At 57.9% G+C, this 16762-nt stretch carries 19 protein-coding genes and 1 tRNA gene; 6 read left to right on the top strand and 14 right to left on the bottom strand.

Annotation, left to right across the window (positions count from 1 at the left end; translation table 11 throughout):
* The first annotated feature begins 15 nt into the window (after positions 1-15).
* Entirely contained in the window at positions 16-342 is a 327-nt protein-coding gene (locus HYE77_RS29150; protein ID WP_173406097.1) for a hypothetical protein, read from the top strand.
* Positions 343-351: 9 nt separating this feature from the next.
* Here HYE77_RS29150 and HYE77_RS29145 read toward each other — a convergent pair whose 3' ends face one another.
* The 14 genes from HYE77_RS29145 to HYE77_RS29080 all read right to left on the bottom strand — a co-directional run bounded on the left by HYE77_RS29145 (position 352) and on the right by HYE77_RS29080 (position 11746).
* Positions 352-570, bottom strand: coding sequence for a hypothetical protein (locus HYE77_RS29145; protein WP_003208375.1), 219 nt, complete (start codon positions 568-570; stop codon positions 352-354).
* Positions 571-677: 107 nt separating this feature from the next.
* Positions 678-1265, bottom strand: coding sequence for a type III secretion system stator protein SctL (gene sctL, locus HYE77_RS29140; RefSeq protein ID WP_177070194.1), 588 nt, complete (start codon positions 1263-1265; stop codon positions 678-680).
* 551 nt (positions 1266-1816) lie between these two features.
* Entirely contained in the window at positions 1817-2623 is an 807-nt protein-coding gene (gene sctJ / locus HYE77_RS29135; protein ID WP_177029280.1) for a type III secretion system inner membrane ring lipoprotein SctJ, read from the bottom strand.
* 7 nt (positions 2624-2630) lie between these two features.
* Entirely contained in the window at positions 2631-2993 is a 363-nt protein-coding gene (locus HYE77_RS29130; RefSeq protein WP_177070192.1) for a hypothetical protein, read from the bottom strand.
* 131 nt (positions 2994-3124) lie between these two features.
* Positions 3125-3295 (bottom strand): hypothetical protein, encoded by a 171-nt coding sequence (locus HYE77_RS29125; RefSeq protein WP_003208379.1) that lies wholly within the window; start codon positions 3293-3295, stop codon positions 3125-3127.
* A 206-nt stretch (positions 3296-3501) separates the two neighbouring features.
* On the bottom strand, positions 3502-4434 hold the full coding sequence (locus HYE77_RS29120; RefSeq protein ID WP_177070190.1) for a sigma 54-interacting transcriptional regulator: 933 nt from the start codon (positions 4432-4434) through the stop codon (positions 3502-3504).
* Between the two features lie 402 nt (positions 4435-4836).
* Complete coding sequence (gene ychF / locus HYE77_RS29115; protein WP_008432257.1) at positions 4837-5937, bottom strand: redox-regulated ATPase YchF; 1101 nt, start codon at positions 5935-5937, stop codon at positions 4837-4839.
* A gap of 23 nt (positions 5938-5960) precedes the next feature.
* On the bottom strand, positions 5961-6545 hold the full coding sequence (gene pth / locus HYE77_RS29110; protein ID WP_177070189.1) for an aminoacyl-tRNA hydrolase: 585 nt from the start codon (positions 6543-6545) through the stop codon (positions 5961-5963).
* Positions 6546-6710: 165 nt separating this feature from the next.
* Positions 6711-7310: a 50S ribosomal protein L25/general stress protein Ctc gene (locus HYE77_RS29105; RefSeq protein ID WP_003208391.1), complete on the bottom strand. Its 600-nt coding sequence runs from the start codon at positions 7308-7310 to the stop codon at positions 6711-6713.
* Positions 7311-7448: 138 nt separating this feature from the next.
* Positions 7449-8390: a ribose-phosphate pyrophosphokinase gene (locus HYE77_RS29100; RefSeq protein WP_003208392.1), complete on the bottom strand. Its 942-nt coding sequence runs from the start codon at positions 8388-8390 to the stop codon at positions 7449-7451.
* Between the two features lie 45 nt (positions 8391-8435).
* Positions 8436-8510: transfer RNA gene (locus HYE77_RS29095), tRNA-Gln, on the bottom strand.
* A gap of 36 nt (positions 8511-8546) precedes the next feature.
* A complete protein-coding gene (gene ispE / locus HYE77_RS29090; RefSeq protein ID WP_003208395.1) occupies positions 8547-9398 on the bottom strand; it encodes a 4-(cytidine 5'-diphospho)-2-C-methyl-D-erythritol kinase in 852 nt (283 codons plus the stop codon).
* Position 9399: 1 nt separating this feature from the next.
* Positions 9400-10017 (bottom strand): lipoprotein insertase outer membrane protein LolB, encoded by a 618-nt coding sequence (gene lolB, locus HYE77_RS29085; RefSeq protein ID WP_177070187.1) that lies wholly within the window; start codon positions 10015-10017, stop codon positions 9400-9402.
* A 4-nt stretch (positions 10018-10021) separates the two neighbouring features.
* On the bottom strand, positions 10022-11746 hold the full coding sequence (locus tag HYE77_RS29080; RefSeq protein ID WP_177070185.1) for a tetratricopeptide repeat protein: 1725 nt from the start codon (positions 11744-11746) through the stop codon (positions 10022-10024).
* A 274-nt stretch (positions 11747-12020) separates the two neighbouring features.
* On the opposite strand from HYE77_RS29080, the gene hemA reads away from it, so the two are divergent.
* Genes hemA through murI form a run of 5 tightly spaced genes read left to right on the top strand, consistent with a single transcriptional unit; the run spans position 12021 to position 16756 of the window.
* Positions 12021-13310 carry a glutamyl-tRNA reductase gene (hemA, locus tag HYE77_RS29075; protein WP_008432265.1) on the top strand — a complete coding sequence of 430 codons (1290 nt, stop codon included), beginning with the start codon at positions 12021-12023 and terminating at the stop codon, positions 13308-13310.
* Positions 13307-14389, top strand: coding sequence for a peptide chain release factor 1 (prfA, locus tag HYE77_RS29070; protein ID WP_003208405.1), 1083 nt, complete (start codon positions 13307-13309; stop codon positions 14387-14389). Before hemA ends, prfA begins: the two co-directional genes overlap by 4 nt.
* On the top strand, positions 14390-15217 hold the full coding sequence (prmC, locus tag HYE77_RS29065; RefSeq protein ID WP_177070183.1) for a peptide chain release factor N(5)-glutamine methyltransferase: 828 nt from the start codon (positions 14390-14392) through the stop codon (positions 15215-15217).
* The gene (locus HYE77_RS29060; RefSeq protein ID WP_177070181.1) at positions 15214-15969 is read left to right on the top strand and encodes a molybdopterin-synthase adenylyltransferase MoeB; all 756 of its coding nucleotides are present in this window, start codon (positions 15214-15216) and stop codon (positions 15967-15969) included. Before prmC ends, HYE77_RS29060 begins: the two co-directional genes overlap by 4 nt.
* A complete protein-coding gene (gene murI, locus HYE77_RS29055) occupies positions 15962-16756 on the top strand; it encodes a glutamate racemase (protein WP_008432270.1) in 795 nt (264 codons plus the stop codon). The genes HYE77_RS29060 and murI overlap by 8 nt, the downstream gene beginning before the upstream one ends.
* Positions 16757-16762: the final 6 nt, after the last annotated feature.

Raw genomic sequence — 16762 nt, 5'->3', positions numbered from 1 at the left:
GGCTGGGCTGGCAAGGTGCGCAACAATGCCCCGCCAGGTATCACGCTGGTTCAGCAGGGTTTCGAGTTTGCCAAGCAGGTGGGGCAGGGCACAGTCGCCAGGGAGTTTTTGAAGCAGCCAAAGATGACCAGTCATTGCTTCCTGCGCCAAGGCACCCTGGAAATGCCTCAGACTTTCCAGTCCGAGGCGCATCCACGCCTCCAAGGCTCTTTTGTCGACCCGATGGTGGGTCAGTTGAACACTGATCAAAAAAGCTTGTTGGTCGCGCCGCACCTTGATTTCGTCATTATCTTCAAACAACGTGATCAGCGGTTCGCTGCTACTCAACCAACGACCGAGTAACGCTTCCACTCACTGTATGCCTTCGATAACGGTCTTGGCTGTTTCGCTCATGTAATTGGTGTAGGTGGAACTGGCTGATAACGTGGCCGCGAGGAAGACTTTTTCGTCATTCATTGCCGCCAGGGCTTCGTCGTTGTTCAATCCATCGCGTTCTATCTTTTCAAAGCGCTTTTGCGAATTTTCCAGTTGCCTGTAGAGATTCGCTTGCAGGCGATAATCAAAGCTCATTGGTTTTGCTCCAGAGGATGTTACGTTCTGTGTGGCTCGACGCGTGATTCCAGTTCCACGGGTATTTCGTTAAACGTCAGCGCTCGTTGAACCGCAGCCCCTGCGTGTTATTGGGTTGAACCCGACGTGCCGGAATTCCATAGGGTTTCCACCATCGAATCCCAGTCGATCCGAAATCCACCTTCGGGCGTTTCCAGAATGAGCATTTGAGGTGCGATGTTCTCCTCGGTGCGCAGTGTCCAGGGAAGGTCTGTGTGCCTGCTCAGCCACTGGTCTACGTTTTTACGGTCCAATGGATTGCAGAGCAAAGTGGCTTCGATTCGCGGGACCTGGGTGGCCATTAATTGCTTTAGCAGGACGCTCAGGCGTTGGGGGGAGACTGTTTCCTCCAGTAGGCTACGAATGGCCAGGCTGGTGATGGAGGCGGCAATGGGTTCAATGTTGTCGCAGATAGCCTGGCGTTCAATCTCCCAGCGTTGCAACTGAGTGTTGGCGCGTTCCCAGAACTCACGGCAAGCATTTGCGTAAAGTATTTCGCGCTGCTCTTCGGCCTGGCGTAGTAGTTCGCGCGCTTCGGCTTTGGCGCGAATAAGTAATGTGCCCGCCTGAGCACAGTCGATAAGCATCTCTCGGGCAATCAGGGTTTGTGGCAGGTCCTGGCCTTTATTCAGCTCAATTTTACGTCGGCATAACATGCAGGTTGTTTGCTCCTGATCAGGGCCACGCGTGATCATTCGTGATGGCGGTAGCTCGCCAGATGACGGCTCGCCACAGAGTATCCAGCCGACCATGACGGTCGGGCAGGTTGGAATATCTCTCCAGGTCGACTACCCGTTGATTCGCAAAGCCAAGTCGTAGGCGTTGCCATACCGCAGGCTCAACCCAGGCGCGCAGGTACTGCAGAGGATCGTCTGTGTTCAGTACCCGTGAGTCCGCAGGGAGCGCTTTGGCAAGGCGCTGACACCAGAGGTATTCATCCTCCTCCAGCAAGTGGTCGCGTACAGGCTGGCAGACACTGCCGATCAGCGTCAGCATGCGATCGCGTTGTGGTGGGGAGGCTTGCACCAGGTGCAGCAAGGCAGGGGAGGGTGAGGGTGGCAGGCAGGGGGTGATGGCCAGTGCGGTGCTCACTCGTTCATGCCGGCTGCGACATAGATCGGTCGAGGCGATATATGGTCTGAGGACCTCCCAGTCACACGCTGGCGTTTCCCATGGGCGGGCCCACCATCGAACCCACGCCAGCTGATTACTCATGAACAGACGGGTTTAGTGATGCATGAGCCGGTACGACAGATGAGTCGTGTTGTTGATTCACCCCCCGTTTGCGCCAGATAAACGCGCCAGCCCCCGCAAGCGTCAATATGATGAGCAATACGATAAGACTCATGCGCCAGAAACCGAGATCGTTATCCTGAACCAGGAACGGACCAAAATAGGTCAGACGTTGCTGCTCCAGATACGCCGCGGCGGGGACAAACACTACGGTTAATTTTTGAGTGTTTTCTACAGCGGCTGCCATGCCGGGGATACTGCTGGCCACCATCCTGCGTACTCGGGGGCGGATATTATCAGGCTCAAGTCGTGGATCATGTTTGATGAACACCGAGGCTGATGCCGGTTGTACGGGTTCACCCGGGGCAATCCGTTCGGGGAGCACGACATGGACTCGAGCGACGATGACCCCGTCGATGTTCGACAAGGTTGCCTCCAGCTCCTGAGACAATGCATAGATATAGCGGGCACGTTCTTCCAGCGGTGTTGAGATAACGCCTTCTTTACGGAAGATATCGCCCAGGGTCGACCGGGCCAGTTTGGGCAGGCCAGCGGCCTCGAGCGTCCGGACCGCCCTGCTGATGTCCGACGCGTTGACGCGCACAACAACGCCGTCTTTGGCTGGCACTTTTTGGGCCCGGATTTGTTTATCCGCGAGTTCTGCAACAACCTCATTAGCCTCCTGTTCGGAAAGTCGGCTATGGAGTTCTACTTTTTCACCGCAACCGGCCAGCAGCAATGCCAATGATAAAACTAATGGGGTGGTGATCCAGCGGAGCATGACTTACCTACTGAAGGTTGGTTATTTTCTCGCAACATTGCACGGTTTTGCTGATGACCTTGACTGACATGGACAGCTCCCGATGGGCGTCTGAAAGTGACTTGGCAATTTGATGCATTTCCGTTGATTTTTTATTAAGGCTCAGGTCACGCAAACCTTTGGTCGCACGTTTTGATAGCCTCGTTAAATGAGAAGACTGTTCGGATAGCGCTTTCGTACCGACCATTGAATTTTGGCTACCCGGGGAAGACGCGCGATCAACCAGGCTGGCTTGGAAAAAATTCATGTCGGAAGCAGAGGTATCAATACCTCGTGATTCAACCGTTCGTGAAACCGGGCGTTCTGTGAAGTCGTCAGCGAGCACGCGCATGTAAACCTCCGGCAAGACGCTAGGAACGTTCTTGTTGGTTTGGGAGTAATGTTGGTTTTTTTCGACGGTTCAGCATGAGCCATGCTAGCAAACGGGTTGCTTCCTCTATGTTTAATAGAGGAAGCAAAGGTTTAAAACCTTAGTTTGCCTATGTTTTCGAGTTCTTTTGTCATTATTTCGTTTTTAACCTCCTCTATTTTTAGTCGACGCATTTCAGCTTTTTTTGCCGCTTCGATATCGGAATTGTCTCCGCCACCAAGACTGCCGGCAGTAACCCGCTCGTTAACATCGATTTTACTCATAACATCACCTCTGAGTTGCTTGATTTAAATTTTTTGTTTGTTTGTGCGTTGATGCTTAACCACGAACGTAGACCCATCGTTGCCCGTCAGGCATATGAACCAAGCACATGGCTGGCCCGATCGGCGAAGTTGCTGATCATGTAGATGGCCTTTCCTTGAGTGGTTAAATGAAGATTTCAGTTCCAGAAAAACTGCTGGTCCTGGGTTTAACCTGTTCCGCCGAGTGATATATCCAGTTGTTTCATCCTGTAGTACAGCGTGCGCTTGGCAACCCCCAATTCCCCGGCTACTACATCCACGTTGCCGCCGTGACGGCGCAGCGACTCTTCAATCAGCGATTTCTCGATTTGCTGTAGCCGCGCCTTGAGGTTCATCTCTATGTCCTGATGGTCCCTCATCGACTCTGAAAGCGGCGGAAGATCCAACACAAAGCGCTTGGCTGTCGAGCGCAGTTCGCGGACGTTGCCCGGCCAGGAATGGCATAGCAATTGTTGCAGCAGCGAGCTGGATGCCAGGGGTATCGGGTATTTAAAGTACTCGGCTTCCTGGCGGACGATGTTCAGGAACAAGGGGATAATCTGCTCGCGACGTTCGCGCAGGGGAGGGAGGCTGATGCTGATTACGTTCAGGCGAAAATACAGGTCGCGCCTGAACAATCCTTGCTCGACCATTTCGTGCAGCGAATGCTGGGCGGACGCGATAACGCGCATGTCCACCGGGATAAAGCGGGTGGAACCCAATCGCTCAACGCCCCGGGACTCCAGTACCCGCAGCAGTTTGGCTTGCAGGGTGAGGGGCATGCTGTCTATTTCGTCGAGGTACAAGGTACCCAAGTGTGCGGCTTCGACAAAGCCTGCCCGTGATTGCATCGCACCGGTGTAGGCGCCGCTGTTGACCCCGAACAGTTGGCTTTCCGCCAGGCTTTCGGGAATTGCAGCACAGTTGACGGCGACGAAGTTGCCGCGCCGGCCCGATAAGCGATGGATGCGTTGGGCCAGGGTATCTTTACCGGTGCCGGTTTCCCCCAGCAAAAGTATGTCGATGTTTAAAGCCGCAGTATTGTTGATAGTGGCTTCAATGGTTGGGCATTCAGTAAATGGATCATCCGTTTCAAACGCGCTTTGATAGGAGGCCGACATATCGCTGTTGCTCCTATTGTTTCTCATTGTTTTACTGAGGGGCTTCCCTGCTGATATGGATAAGTAGAACGGAATTTAGCTGATTTGTCATTCTGTCGGAGAGTGCGAAATAGACGTTTGTGATGTGTGAAAAACCAAAAAATCTTAAGTTAAATATTATCAAGTGGGCGCTCGCTCGTGATTGCCTGATAATGGGTCGGAATAATCTTAAACTCGGGGGTGTCAGGGAGGAATGGCGTATTTTTACGTATTGAGGGCTGTGGTTGTTTTATAGGGTTGCCGTATTAAGATGTCAGGGGATATTTCAAAGTCGATCTTTGTAGAAAGTTGCAAACATCGCCCACAAAAAAGCCGATGCAGTGCATCGGCTTTTTGTTTTGCGGCATAGGCCGCAGGTAAAGCTTATACGTTGAAGCGGAAGTGCATCACGTCGCCATCCTTGACGATGTATTCCTTGCCTTCCAGGCGCCATTTACCGGCTTCCTTGGCACCGGCTTCACCCTTGAACTGGATGAAGTCGTTGTAGGCGATGACTTCGGCGCGGATAAAGCCTTTTTCGAAGTCGGTGTGGATCACCCCAGCCGCTTGCGGGGCAGTGGCACCGACCTTGACGGTCCAGGCGCGTACTTCTTCAACACCGGCGGTGAAGTAGGTCTGCAGGTGCAGCATTTCGTAGCCGGCACGGATCACGCGGTTCAGGCCAGGCTCTTCCAGGCCCAGGGCCTCGAGGAACATATCTTTCTCTTCGCCGTCTTCCAGCTCGGCGATTTCCGCTTCGATCTTGTTGCACACCGGAACAACGATAGCGCCTTCTTCTTCGGCAATGGCCAGGACCACGTCGAGCAGCGGGTTGTTCTCGAAACCGTCTTCAGCCACGTTGGCGATGTACATCACCGGCTTGGTGGTCAGCAGGTGGAAGCCCTTGATCACAGCTTTTTCGTCGGCGCTCATGCTCTTCATCAGGCTGCGTGCCGGCTTGCCCAGGGTGAAGTGGGCAATCAGTTGCTCCAGCAAGGCTTTCTGGACCACTGCGTCCTTGTCGCCGCCCTTGGCGTTACGCGTGACCTTTTGCAGTTGCTTCTCGCAGCTGTCGAGGTCGGCGAAGATCAGTTCCAGGTCGATGATCTCGATGTCGCGTTTCGGGTCGACGCTGTTGGAGACGTGAATCACGTTCTCGTCTTCGAAGCAGCGGACCACGTGGGCGATGGCATCGGTCTCGCGGATGTTGGCGAGGAACTTGTTGCCCAGGCCTTCACCTTTCGACGCGCCGGCTACCAGGCCCGCGATGTCGACGAACTCCATGGTGGTCGGCAGGATGCGCTTTGGATTCACGATGGCCGCCAGGGCGTCCAGGCGTGTATCGGGCATCGGCACGATACCGGTGTTCGGTTCGATGGTGCAGAAGGGGAAGTTCTCCGCCGCAATACCGGATTTGGTCAGGGCGTTGAACAGGGTGGACTTGCCGACGTTAGGTAGGCCGACGATGCCGCAATTGAATCCCATGGTGTTTCCCCTCGGGTAAAGAGTCAGGCCTTCTGGCTGTGCAGGTTTTTCATCGCACGGTTCCATTCACCGGCGAAGATATCCGGCAGCACGCCGAGGGCAAAATCGATGCTGGCATCGAGTTTTTCCTGTTCGGCGCGTGGCGCACGACCCAGGACGAAATTTGAAACCATACTGGCAACGCCCGGGTGGCCAATGCCAAGCCGCAAGCGGTAGAACGTATTCTGATTGCCCAACTGCGCGATGATGTCGCGCAGGCCATTATGCCCGCCATGGCCGCCGCCTTGCTTGAGCTTGGCAACGCCGGGTGGCAGGTCTAGTTCGTCATGGGCCACCAGGATTTCTTCGGGTTTGATCCGGAAGAAGCCCGCAAGCGCCGCGACAGCCTGGCCGCTGCGGTTCATGTAGGTGGTGGGAATCAACAGACGAACATCCTGAGCCTGATGCGAAAAGCGTCCGGTCAGGCCAAAATATTTGCGATCGGCCACAAGATTGACGCCTTGGGCGTGGGCGATACGCTCAACAAAAAGGGCCCCCGCGTTATGCCGGGTCTGTTCGTATTCGGCGCCTGGATTTCCCAGGCCAACGATCAGTTTAATGGCAGTCACGACAGGGGCCCTTCCTTTGGAGTTGTGGATAACATCGCCGTTGGTGCGGCGAAAGTGGACGACAAAAACTCATTAACCGTTAGAGGCCAACTTCGCATTCTCGCCCGCTTTCTCGCTACGTTCCGGTCCGCGATGTTTCCTCAAGCTCCGGCATTACAGAGTGAATTACTCTGCAGCGCCTTCTTCAGCTTCTGGTGCAACGCGTGGAGCGTGTACGTTTGCAACAGCTTTGTCGTCACCGTGAGCCAGTGCAACGAACTCAACGCCTTTAGGAGCCTTGAGGTCGGACAGGTGAACGATTGCGCCGATTTCCAGAGCCGACAGGTCGACTTCGATGAACTCAGGCAGGTCTTTCGGCAGGCAGGTCACTTCGATCTCGGCGATAACGTGCGAAACTTCGCCGCCTTTCTTGACCGGAGCTTCTTCACCAACGAAGTGCACAGGCACGATAGCGGTCAGTTTCTGACCAGCTACTACGCGTACGAAGTCAGCGTGCAGCACGTGGCCTTTAGCTGGGTGGCGTTGCAGTGCCTTGATGATGACGTTCTGCTTGGTGCCGCCAACGTTCAGCTCGATGATGTGGCTGTAAGCCGCGTCGTTTTCGAGCAGTTTGGCGATTTCTTTAGCCAGCATGCTGATGGATTCAGGGGCTTTTTCGCCACCGTAAACTACAGCTGGAACCAGGCTTGCGAGACGACGCAGGCGGCGGCTCGCACCTTTCCCCAGGTCGGAACGCAGTTCAGCATTCAAAGTAAAATCGTTCATGTTGTATCTCCAAAATAACCACATTCGCCCTAGCGTTTGCGACCAGCGCTAAAGGCGATATGGGCAAAAAAGCCCCGCCCCAACAGAATGCTGGGGCGGGGCGCTTTTCGTCAGGTTGATGCCGCTAAGGTTTGACCCTTAACGGAACATCGCGCTGATCGATTCTTCGTTGCTGATGCGGCGAACCGCTTCGGCAACTACCGGTGCGATATCCAGTTGACGGATACGCGAACAGGCTTGAGCGGCAGCGGACAACGGGATGGTGTTAGTCACCACCAGTTCGTCCAGCATTGAGTTCTCGATGTTCTCGATCGCTCGGCCCGACAGCACAGGGTGTGTGCAGTAGGCGAAGACTTTTGCTGCACCGTGCTCTTTCAAGGCTTTCGCCGCGTGGCACAGGGTGCCGGCGGTGTCGACCATGTCATCAACCAGAATACAGGTACGCCCTTCGACATCACCGATGATATGCATCACTTCAGAGTGATTGGCTTTCTCGCGGCGTTTGTCGATGATCCCGAGATCCACGCCCAGGGATTTGGCAACAGCCCGTGCACGCACGACGCCACCAATGTCCGGGGACACGATCATCAGGTTTTCAAAGCGCTGGTCTTCGATGTCATCCACCAGGACGGGGGAGCCGTAGATGTTATCTACCGGAATATCGAAGAACCCCTGGATTTGGTCAGCGTGCAGGTCAACCGTGAGAACACGGTCGATACCTACCACGGTCAGCATGTCAGCAACGACTTTCGCGCTGATAGCCACACGTGCGGAACGCGGACGGCGATCCTGACGGGCATAACCAAAGTAAGGGATTACAGCTGTGATTCGAGTCGCTGAGGAGCGGCGGAAGGCATCAGCCATCACGACGAGTTCCATCAGGTTATCGTTGGTCGGAGCGCAAGTCGGCTGAATAATGAAGACATCTTTACCGCGGACGTTTTCATTGATCTCGGCTGTAATTTCGCCGTCGGAGAATTTACCGACAGAGATGTCACCGAGAGGGATATGCAGCTGACGTACAACACGCCGAGCCAGATCGGGGTTAGCATTCCCCGTAAAGACCATCATCTTGGACACGCGCAGTACCTAGAGGCTGAGGGTAACCTGGATGAGTATAGAAAATGGCAGGGGCGGCTGGATTCGAACCAACGCATGGCAGGATCAAAACCTGCTGCCTTACCGCTTGGCGACGCCCCTGTATCTGTTGCAACGAGTACCCAGTACTCGGTTCCTTTAGAGCAGACTTTGCAGCTTGCGATGCAACATCGAAACGTTGCTTCCCTTTGCTACAAACCCTGTAAGGGTCTCTGTAAGAAGGGCCGAGACTTTATCAGCTTCAGCTTTGCTTGGGAAGCCCCCAAACACACAACTTCCAGTTCCGGTTAATTTTGCTTCGGTAAAATTACCTAACAAATTCAAAGCGTTACGTACATCTGGATAACGCCTTGCTACAACCGGTAAGCAGTCATTTCGACTGTTTCCCTTGGGAACGGGGCGCACTTTAATGGGAGGAGAGTTACGTGTCAACAGTGGATCTGAAAAAATTTCTGCTGTACTTACAGATACTTGCGGAACAAGCACGACATACCACGGCTCTTCGGGGTCTACAGGGGTGAGTTTCTCCCCCACGCCTTCGGCAAAAGCGGCGTGCCCACGCACGAAAACCGGGACGTCCGCGCCCAGTGTCAGGCCCAGCGCCGCCAGGCGATCGTGGTCCCAACCCAGTTGCCACAAGTGATTCAGGCCGAGCAATGTCGTTGCGGCATTTGAGCTGCCGCCACCGATGCCGCCGCCCATGGGCAGGATTTTTTCGATCCAGATGTCGATGCCCAGTGGGCAACCGGATTGTTCCTGGAGTTTTTTCGCGGCCTTCACAATCAGGTTGCTGTCGTGAGGCACGCCGTCGAATTCGGTGTGCAACTGGATCACGCCGTCATCGCGAACGGCGAAGGTCAGCTCATCGCCGTAGTCGAGAAATTGAAAAATCGTCTGCAACTCGTGATAGCCGTCTTCACGGCGACCGAGAATGTGCAGCATCAAATTCAGTTTGGCCGGGGAGGGCAGGGTCAGGCGTTGCTCGTTCATCTCACTGCCCCAGCTTGCGCGGTTGCCAGTCCTTGATCACCAGCGTGACGTCAAGGTCGGTGCCATGCAGCTTGATGCGCTCGGGCAGCCAGTAACCGTTCTGTTGCACATAGCTCAGGTATTCGACCTGCCAGCCATCCTGTTCCAGCGAAGCCAGGCGGCTGTCGCCATTGAGGCTCAGGCGGCTCTTGCTGTCTGGCGCAGGAAGACCGCGTACCCACCACACCAGGTGCGATACGGGGAGTTTCCAGCCCATCTGTTCTTCCAGCAGGGCTTCCGGCGTTGGCGCTTCATAGCGGCCCTGATTGGCCACTTCCAGGCTGACTTGCCCCGGCCGGCCGGTCAGGCGTGCCGCACCGCGGCCCAGCGGGCCGGACAGGCGAATGTCGTAATAGTCCTGGCGTTGCAGCCAGAACACGGTGCCGCTGCCCGAATCTTTCGGGGCGCGAATGCCCACCTTGCCCTCGATCTGCCAGCCATCAAGGCTGCTCAGTTGATCCTTGTGCTGCTGCCACTGCGCCGGGTTGCCCGGGCCTTCGACAGATTCACGGGTGCCAAGACCGGAACAGCCGGCAAGCAGGGCGATAAAGCTGAAAACGATAACGTGGCGCAAAAACATAAAATTAAAGGGTCTCGGATCCGGTCAGGCGCTTGATGGTGCTGCGCAGGATTGGGCTTTCGGGCTGTTCCTTGAGGAACTTCTCCCAGATTTGTCGCGCTTCACGCTGCTTGCCATTGGCCCAGAGCACTTCGCCCAGGTGTGCGGCGACTTCCTGGTCGGGGAAGCGCTCCAGCGCCTGGCGCAACAAGCGTTCGGCTTCGTCCAGGTTGCCCAGGCGGTAATTCACCCAGCCGAGGCTGTCGAGTACGGCCGGGTCTTCCGGGTTGAGCTGGTGAGCTTTTTCAATCAGATCCTTGGCTTCGGCGTAGCGCGTTGTACGGTCGGACAAGGTGTAACCCAGGGCGTTCAGTGCCATGGCATTGTCCGGGTCGCGCTTGATGATCAGGCGCAGGTCTTTTTCCATCTGCGCCAGGTCATTGCGTTTTTCCGCCTGCATGGCGCGGGTGTACAGCAGGTTCAAGTCGTCCGGATATTGCAGCAAGGCTTGCTGGAGGATTTTCCAGGCGCGATCGCCCTGCTTGTTGGCCGACAGGGTCTCGGCCTGGATCAGGTACAGCTGGATCGCGTAGTCCGGTTCGGCATCCCGTGCGGCAGCCAGGCGTTTTTCCGCCTCGTCGGTGCGGCCGTTGTTCATCAGGATATCGGCCTGGCGCAGTTGCGCCGGCAGGTAGTCATTGCCGGCGCCGACCTGGGCGTATTCAAGCAATGCAGCCTGCGGGTCGTTACGCTCTTCAGCGATGCGGCCCAGGTTCAGGTGCGCCGAATCCACGTGGCTCTCGCGGGCGATCAGGTCTTCCAGGTAACCCTTGGCCTCATCCCAGGCCTTGGCTTCCAGGCACACCAGCGCCAGGGAGTAGCGCAATTCGTCATCGTCCGGGTATTGCTGCACGAGGTTGGCGAATTGCACCTTGGCGTCTTCCATGCGGTCCTGTTCAACCAGCATGCGGGCATAGGTCAGCAGCAGGCGTTTGTCGCCCGGGTACTTCTTGATGCTTTTTTCCAGCAGCGGAATCGCTTCCTTGCCGCGGTTGAGGTTTTGCAGCAGGCGGGCACGCAGCAGGATCGGCGCGATCTCGCCCTCTTCCGGCGGGTGTTGCTCCAGCAGCTTCAGCGCAGCCTCGGGCTCATCATCCTGTTGCAACAACAGCGCCTTGCCGAAAATCAGCTGGCTGTTGTTCGGGTGTTTTTGCAGCAGGCGGTCGAAACTCTTCATCAGGCCGTTGCGGGTGTCCTGATCGGTGTCGGCGGCCGACAGCGCGAGGAAGTCGAAATGCGTGTCGCCCTTGCCCTGCAGGACCTTCTCCATATACACCATGGAGTCGTCATAGCGCCCGGCGCGGGCCAGTTGAATGGCCGCTGCCCGTTGTGCCTCGAGATCGTCCGGGGCGTTTTTCGCCCAGATCAGCGAGGAGTCCAGGGCCGCCTGATCGGCGCCCAGGTACTCGGCGATGCGAAACGCCCGCTCCGAAATCCCCGGATCCTGAGTATTGATGGCCTGGGTCACGTAGTTATCCAGGGCAATGTCGAAACGATTGCGCTGGCCGGCCAGCTCCGCGCTCAGCAGGCTGAAGATCGTCTCTTCACTGAACGAGGAATAAACCTTGGGCTTTTCAGGGGCGGGGGTGCTGTCTTCTACCGGCGGCGTACCGTCCGGCGACACGGGTGCCATGGCCTGGCAGCCGCTGAGAAAGACAAAAGCAAGGAGCAACGCGGAAGATCTATTCATATAGGAAGAGGACGACTAACCTGCGGTCGGATCATCATGACACAAGCCTTCGGCCAAACATAACCGTGTAGGAGCGAGCTTGCTCGCGAAGAACCAGAGGACAACGCGTTTTATCCCGTAAGCCAGCGTTATCGTTAACGACCATCGCGAGCAAGCTCGCTCCTACAGATGGCCTTTATAGGCGTAAGCTACTAGGACAATAGCCTACGGTGGTTGTTCTGAATCATTCGAAGTAGGACAATTGTCGGCTTCCCGACATCATCAGCGATATTGAATGGCCTTCCTTGCACTCGGTATTAACCACAAGACTGCTTCTGTAGACGTCCGCGAGCGCGTGGCTTTTACTCCCGAGCAGTTGGTTGAGGCCTTGCAGCAGCTCTGCCGGCTCACCGACAGTCGCGAAGCTGCGATCCTTTCGACCTGTAATCGCAGCGAGCTCTATATAGAGCAGGAACATCTTTCAGCGGATGTGGTGCTGCGCTGGCTGGCCGATTACCACCATTTGAGCCTCGATGAGCTGCGCCAAAGCTCATATGTGCACGAAGAGGATGCGGCAGTTCGTCACATGATGCGCGTCGCCTCCGGGCTGGATTCGCTGGTGTTGGGCGAACCGCAGATTCTCGGCCAGATGAAGTCCGCCTACGCCGTGGCCCGCGAGGCCGGCACCATCGGCCCGCTGCTGGGGCGCCTGTTCCAGGCCACCTTCAACTCCGCCAAGCAGGTGCGCACCGACACCGCCATCGGTGAAAACCCGGTGTCCGTGGCGTTTGCCGCCGTCAGCCTGGCCAAACAGATTTTCAGTGACTTGCAGCGCAGCCAGGCCCTGCTGATCGGCGCCGGCGAGACCATCACCCTGGTCGCCCGCCACCTGCACGAGCTGGGCGTAAAGCGCATCGTCGTCGCCAACCGTACCCTGGAACGCGCCAGCATCCTGGCCGAGCAGTTCGGTGCCCACGCGGTGTTGCTTTCCGACATCCCGGCCGAGCTGGTGCGCAGCGACATCGTCATCAGCTCTACTGCCAGCCAGTTGCCGATCCTCGGCAAGGGCGCGGTGGAAAGCGCCCTGAAACTGCGCAAGCACAAGCCGATCTTCATGGTGGATATCGCCGTTCCCCGGGATATCGAGCCTGAAGTCGGCGAGTTGGACGACGTTTACCTCTACAGCGTCGACGACCTGCACGAAGTGGTCGCCGAAAACCTCAAGAGTCGCCAGGGCGCTGCCCAGGCTGCCGAGGAAATGGTCAGCACCGGTGCCGACGATTTCATGGTGCGCCTGCGTGAACTGGCGGCAGTGGACGTGCTCAAGGCCTACCGTCAGCAAGGCGAACGCCTGCGGGACGAGGAATTGATCAAGGCCCAGCGTATGCTCGCCAACGGCAGCAGTGCCGAAGATGTGCTGATGCAGTTGGCGCGCGGCCTGACCAACAAGTTGTTGCACGCTCCCAGTGTCCAGTTGAAAAAGCTTACCGCCGAAGGCCGCCTCGATGCGCTGGCCATGGCCCAGGAACTCTTTGCCCTCGGTGAGGGCGCGACAGAAAGCTCTTCGGATAAAAAACCGCAATGAAAGCGTCACTGCTCAATAAACTGGACGTCCTTCAGGACCGTTTCGAAGAACTGACCGCCTTGCTCGGCGATGGCGAGGTCATCTCCGATCAGACCAAGTTCCGCACCTATTCCAAGGAGTACGCGGAAGTTGAGCCGATCGTGGGCACCTATAAACAGTTGCTCAAGGTTCAGGCTGACCTCGAAGGCGCCCAGGCGCTGCTCAAGGACAGCGACCCGGACATGCGCGAAATGGCCGTTGAAGAAGTGCGAGAGGCCAAGGACAAGCTGATCGAACTGGAAGGCGACCTGCAACGCATGCTGTTGCCCAAGGATCCGAACGACGGGCGCAACGTGTTCCTTGAAATCCGCGCCGGCACCGGCGGTGACGAAGCGGCGATTTTCTCCGGCGACCTGTTCCGCATGTATTCGCGCTATGCCGAGCGTCGCGGCTGGCGTGTGGAGATTTTGTCCGAGAACGAAGGCGAACACGGCGGCTATAAAGAAGTCATCGCCCGGGTTGAGGGCGAGAATGTCTACGGCAAACTGAAGTTCGAATCCGGCGTGCACCGCGTGCAGCGGGTGCCGGCCACGGAATCCCAGGGCCGTATCCACACCTCGGCGTGCACCGTGGCCGTGTTGCCCGAGCCCGACGAGCAGGAAGCCATCGAGATCAACCCGGCAGACCTGCGGGTCGACACCTACCGCTCATCGGGCGCCGGTGGCCAGCACGTCAACAAGACTGACTCGGCGATCCGTATCACTCACTTGCCTTCGGGCATCGTGGTGGAATGCCAGGAAGAACGTTCCCAGCACAAGAACCGTGCGCGGGCCATGTCCTGGCTGTCGGCCAAGCTGAATGACCAGCAGACCAGCGCCGCCGCCAATGCGATTGCCAGCGAACGTAAGCTGCTGGTGGGCTCGGGCGACCGTTCCGAGCGCATTCGTACCTACAACTTTGCCCAGGGCCGGGTCACCGACCACCGCGTCAACCTGACGCTGTACTCCCTGGACGAAATCCTCGCCGGTGGCGTCGATGCGGTAATCGAGCCGTTGTTGGCCGAATACCAGGCCGACCAGCTTGCGGCGATAGGTGAATAAATGACCATTATTGCCAGTTTGTTACGCGCCGCCGACCTGCCGGACTCGCCGACTGCGCGCCTGGACGTGGAATTGTTGCTGGCCGCCGCCTTGGGCAAGTCCCGCAGCTACCTGCACACCTGGCCGGAAAAAATCGTCAGCAGTGAACACGCGCTGACCTTTGCCGACTACCTGCAACGCCGTCGTGCCGGCGAGCCCGTGGCCTACATCCTCGGCCAGCAAGGCTTCTGGAAGCTCGACCTGGAAGTGGCACCGCACACGCTGATCCCGCGTCCGGAAACCGAGATGCTGGTGGAAGCCGCCCTGGAATTGCTGCCTGCCACACCGGCCAAGGTCCTGGACCTGGGCACCGGCAGCGGCGCGATTGCCCTGGCCCTGGCCAGCGAACGCCCGGCCTGGCAAGTCACGGCGGTCGACCGCGTGCTGGAAGCCGTGGCCCTGGCCGAACGCAACCGCCAGCGCCTGCACCTGAACAACGCCACGGTGCTGAACAGCCATTGGTTCAGTGCCCTCGAAGGCCACACTTACAACCTGATCATCAGCAACCCACCTTATATAGCCGACACCGACCCGCACCTGGTGGCCGGTGACGTGCGCTTTGAACCGGCCAGCGCGCTGGTATCCGGGCATGACGGCCTGGACGACCTGCGGCTGATCATCGCCCAGGCGCCTGCGCACCTCGACGCCGCGGGTTGGTTGCTGCTGGAACACGGTTACGACCAGGCGCCCGCCGTGCGCGACCTGCTGCTGGGGGAAGGCTTTGAAGAAGTCCACAGCCGCATCGACCTGGGCAGCCACGAACGCATCACGTTGGGACGCCGCCCGTGATGAACGACCAGGAGCTGTTGCGCTATAGCCGGCAGATTCTGTTGCAGCATGTCGACATCGAAGGCCAGTTGCGCCTGAAAAACAGCCGCGCGCTGATCGTCGGCCTGGGTGGCCTCGGTTCGCCGGTGGCGCTGTACCTGGCGGCGGCGGGTGTGGGTGAGCTGCATTTGGCGGATTTCGACACTGTCGACCTGACCAACCTGCAACGCCAGATCATTCACGACACCGACAGCGTCGGCCTGAGCAAGGTCGACTCGGCGATTCGCCGCCTGAGCGCGATCAATCCTCAAATACAGCTGGTTGCCCATCGCAGCGCGCTGGATGAGGATTCCCTCGCGGCCGCCGTGGCGGTGGTCGATGTGGTACTGGATTGCAGCGACAACTTCTCCACCCGCGAAGCGGTCAACGCTGCGTGTGTCGCTGCCGGCAAGCCTTTGGTGAGCGGTGCGGCGATTCGCCTCGAAGGCCAGTTGTCGGTGTTCGACCCTCGTCGCGCCGAAAGCCCCTGCTACCACTGTTTATACGGGCACGGCAGCGACGCCGAACTGACCTGCAGTGAAGCCGGTGTCATCGGCCCGCTGGTGGGTTTGGTCGGCAGCCTGCAAGCCCTGGAAGCCTTGAAATTGCTGGCCGGTTTCGGCGAGCCGCTGGTGGGGCGGCTGTTGTTGATCGACGCCCTGACCACGCGTTTTCGCGAGTTGCGGGTCAAGCGCGATCCCGGCTGCAGCGTCTGCGGTAGCCAACATGGTTAAGGATGCGCCGATTGGTGTGTTCGACTCCGGTGTCGGCGGCCTGTCGGTGCTGGACGAAATCCAGCGTCTGCTGCCCCATGAGTCGCTGCTGTACGTGGCGGATGGCGGGAATATCCCCTACGGCGAGAAAACCCCGGCGTTCATCCTCGATCGTTCGCGACAGGTGGCGGCGTTCTTCCGTGAGAAGGGCGCCAAAGCGTTTGTGATTGCCTGCAACACGGCGACCGTTGCGGCGGTTGCCGATTTGCGTCAGGACTATCCCGACTGGCCATTGGTGGGCATGGAACCGGCAGTCAAACCCGCGGCCGCCGCGACCCGCAGTGGCGTCGTCGGCGTGCTGGCGACCACCGGCACCCTGCAAAGCGCCAAGTTCGCCGCCTTGCTCGACCGCTTCGCCACCGATGTGCGGGTGATCACCCAACCCTGCCCGGGCCTGGTGGAGCTGATCGAAACCGGCGACCTGGACAGCCCGGCCCTGCGCCTGCTGTTGCAAGGCTACGTGGAGCCGCTGATTGCGGCCGGTTGCGACACCATCATCCTCGGTTGTACCCACTACCCGTTCCTCAAGCCCCTGCTCGCCGAGATGCTCCCGCCGACGATCATTTTGATCGACACCGGGGCGGCAGTAGCGCGTCAATTGCAGCGTCTTTTGAGTGATCGCGAACTGCTGGCCACTGGCAATCCGCCGCCTGTACAGTTCTGGACCAGCGGCGATCCGCAGCATCTAAGAAATATCCTACCGACCCTATGGAAATCTCCCGGAGTTGTGAGTAGTTTTGGCGTGTGAAAAAAA

It is taken from the genome of Pseudomonas sp. IPO3774, assembly GCF_013386835.1.
In the GTDB taxonomy this organism is placed as follows: domain Bacteria; phylum Pseudomonadota; class Gammaproteobacteria; order Pseudomonadales; family Pseudomonadaceae; genus Aquipseudomonas.
This window is presented reverse-complemented; position numbering and strand designations above follow the sequence as displayed.

Coding starts and splice junctions, on each gene's coding strand:
- hemA (WP_008432265.1), top strand. CDS start 12,021: ATGGCCTTCCTTGCACTCGGTATTAACCACAAGACTGCTTCTGTAGAC.
- sctL (WP_177070194.1), bottom strand. CDS start 1,265: ATGTTATGCCGACGTAAAATTGAGCTGAATAAAGGCCAGGACCTGCCA.
- murI (WP_008432270.1), top strand. CDS start 15,962: ATGGTTAAGGATGCGCCGATTGGTGTGTTCGACTCCGGTGTCGGCGGC.
- ispE (WP_003208395.1), bottom strand. CDS start 9,398: ATGAACGAGCAACGCCTGACCCTGCCCTCCCCGGCCAAACTGAATTTG.
- prmC (WP_177070183.1), top strand. CDS start 14,390: ATGACCATTATTGCCAGTTTGTTACGCGCCGCCGACCTGCCGGACTCG.
- HYE77_RS29145 (WP_003208375.1), bottom strand. CDS start 570: ATGAGCTTTGATTATCGCCTGCAAGCGAATCTCTACAGGCAACTGGAA.
- HYE77_RS29125 (WP_003208379.1), bottom strand. CDS start 3,295: ATGAGTAAAATCGATGTTAACGAGCGGGTTACTGCCGGCAGTCTTGGT.
- HYE77_RS29105 (WP_003208391.1), bottom strand. CDS start 7,310: ATGAACGATTTTACTTTGAATGCTGAACTGCGTTCCGACCTGGGGAAA.
- HYE77_RS29080 (WP_177070185.1), bottom strand. CDS start 11,746: ATGAATAGATCTTCCGCGTTGCTCCTTGCTTTTGTCTTTCTCAGCGGC.
- prfA (WP_003208405.1), top strand. CDS start 13,307: ATGAAAGCGTCACTGCTCAATAAACTGGACGTCCTTCAGGACCGTTTC.
- HYE77_RS29120 (WP_177070190.1), bottom strand. CDS start 4,434: ATGTCGGCCTCCTATCAAAGCGCGTTTGAAACGGATGATCCATTTACT.
- sctJ (WP_177029280.1), bottom strand. CDS start 2,623: ATGCTCCGCTGGATCACCACCCCATTAGTTTTATCATTGGCATTGCTG.
- ychF (WP_008432257.1), bottom strand. CDS start 5,937: ATGGGATTCAATTGCGGCATCGTCGGCCTACCTAACGTCGGCAAGTCC.
- lolB (WP_177070187.1), bottom strand. CDS start 10,017: ATGTTTTTGCGCCACGTTATCGTTTTCAGCTTTATCGCCCTGCTTGCC.
- HYE77_RS29130 (WP_177070192.1), bottom strand. CDS start 2,993: ATGCGCGTGCTCGCTGACGACTTCACAGAACGCCCGGTTTCACGAACG.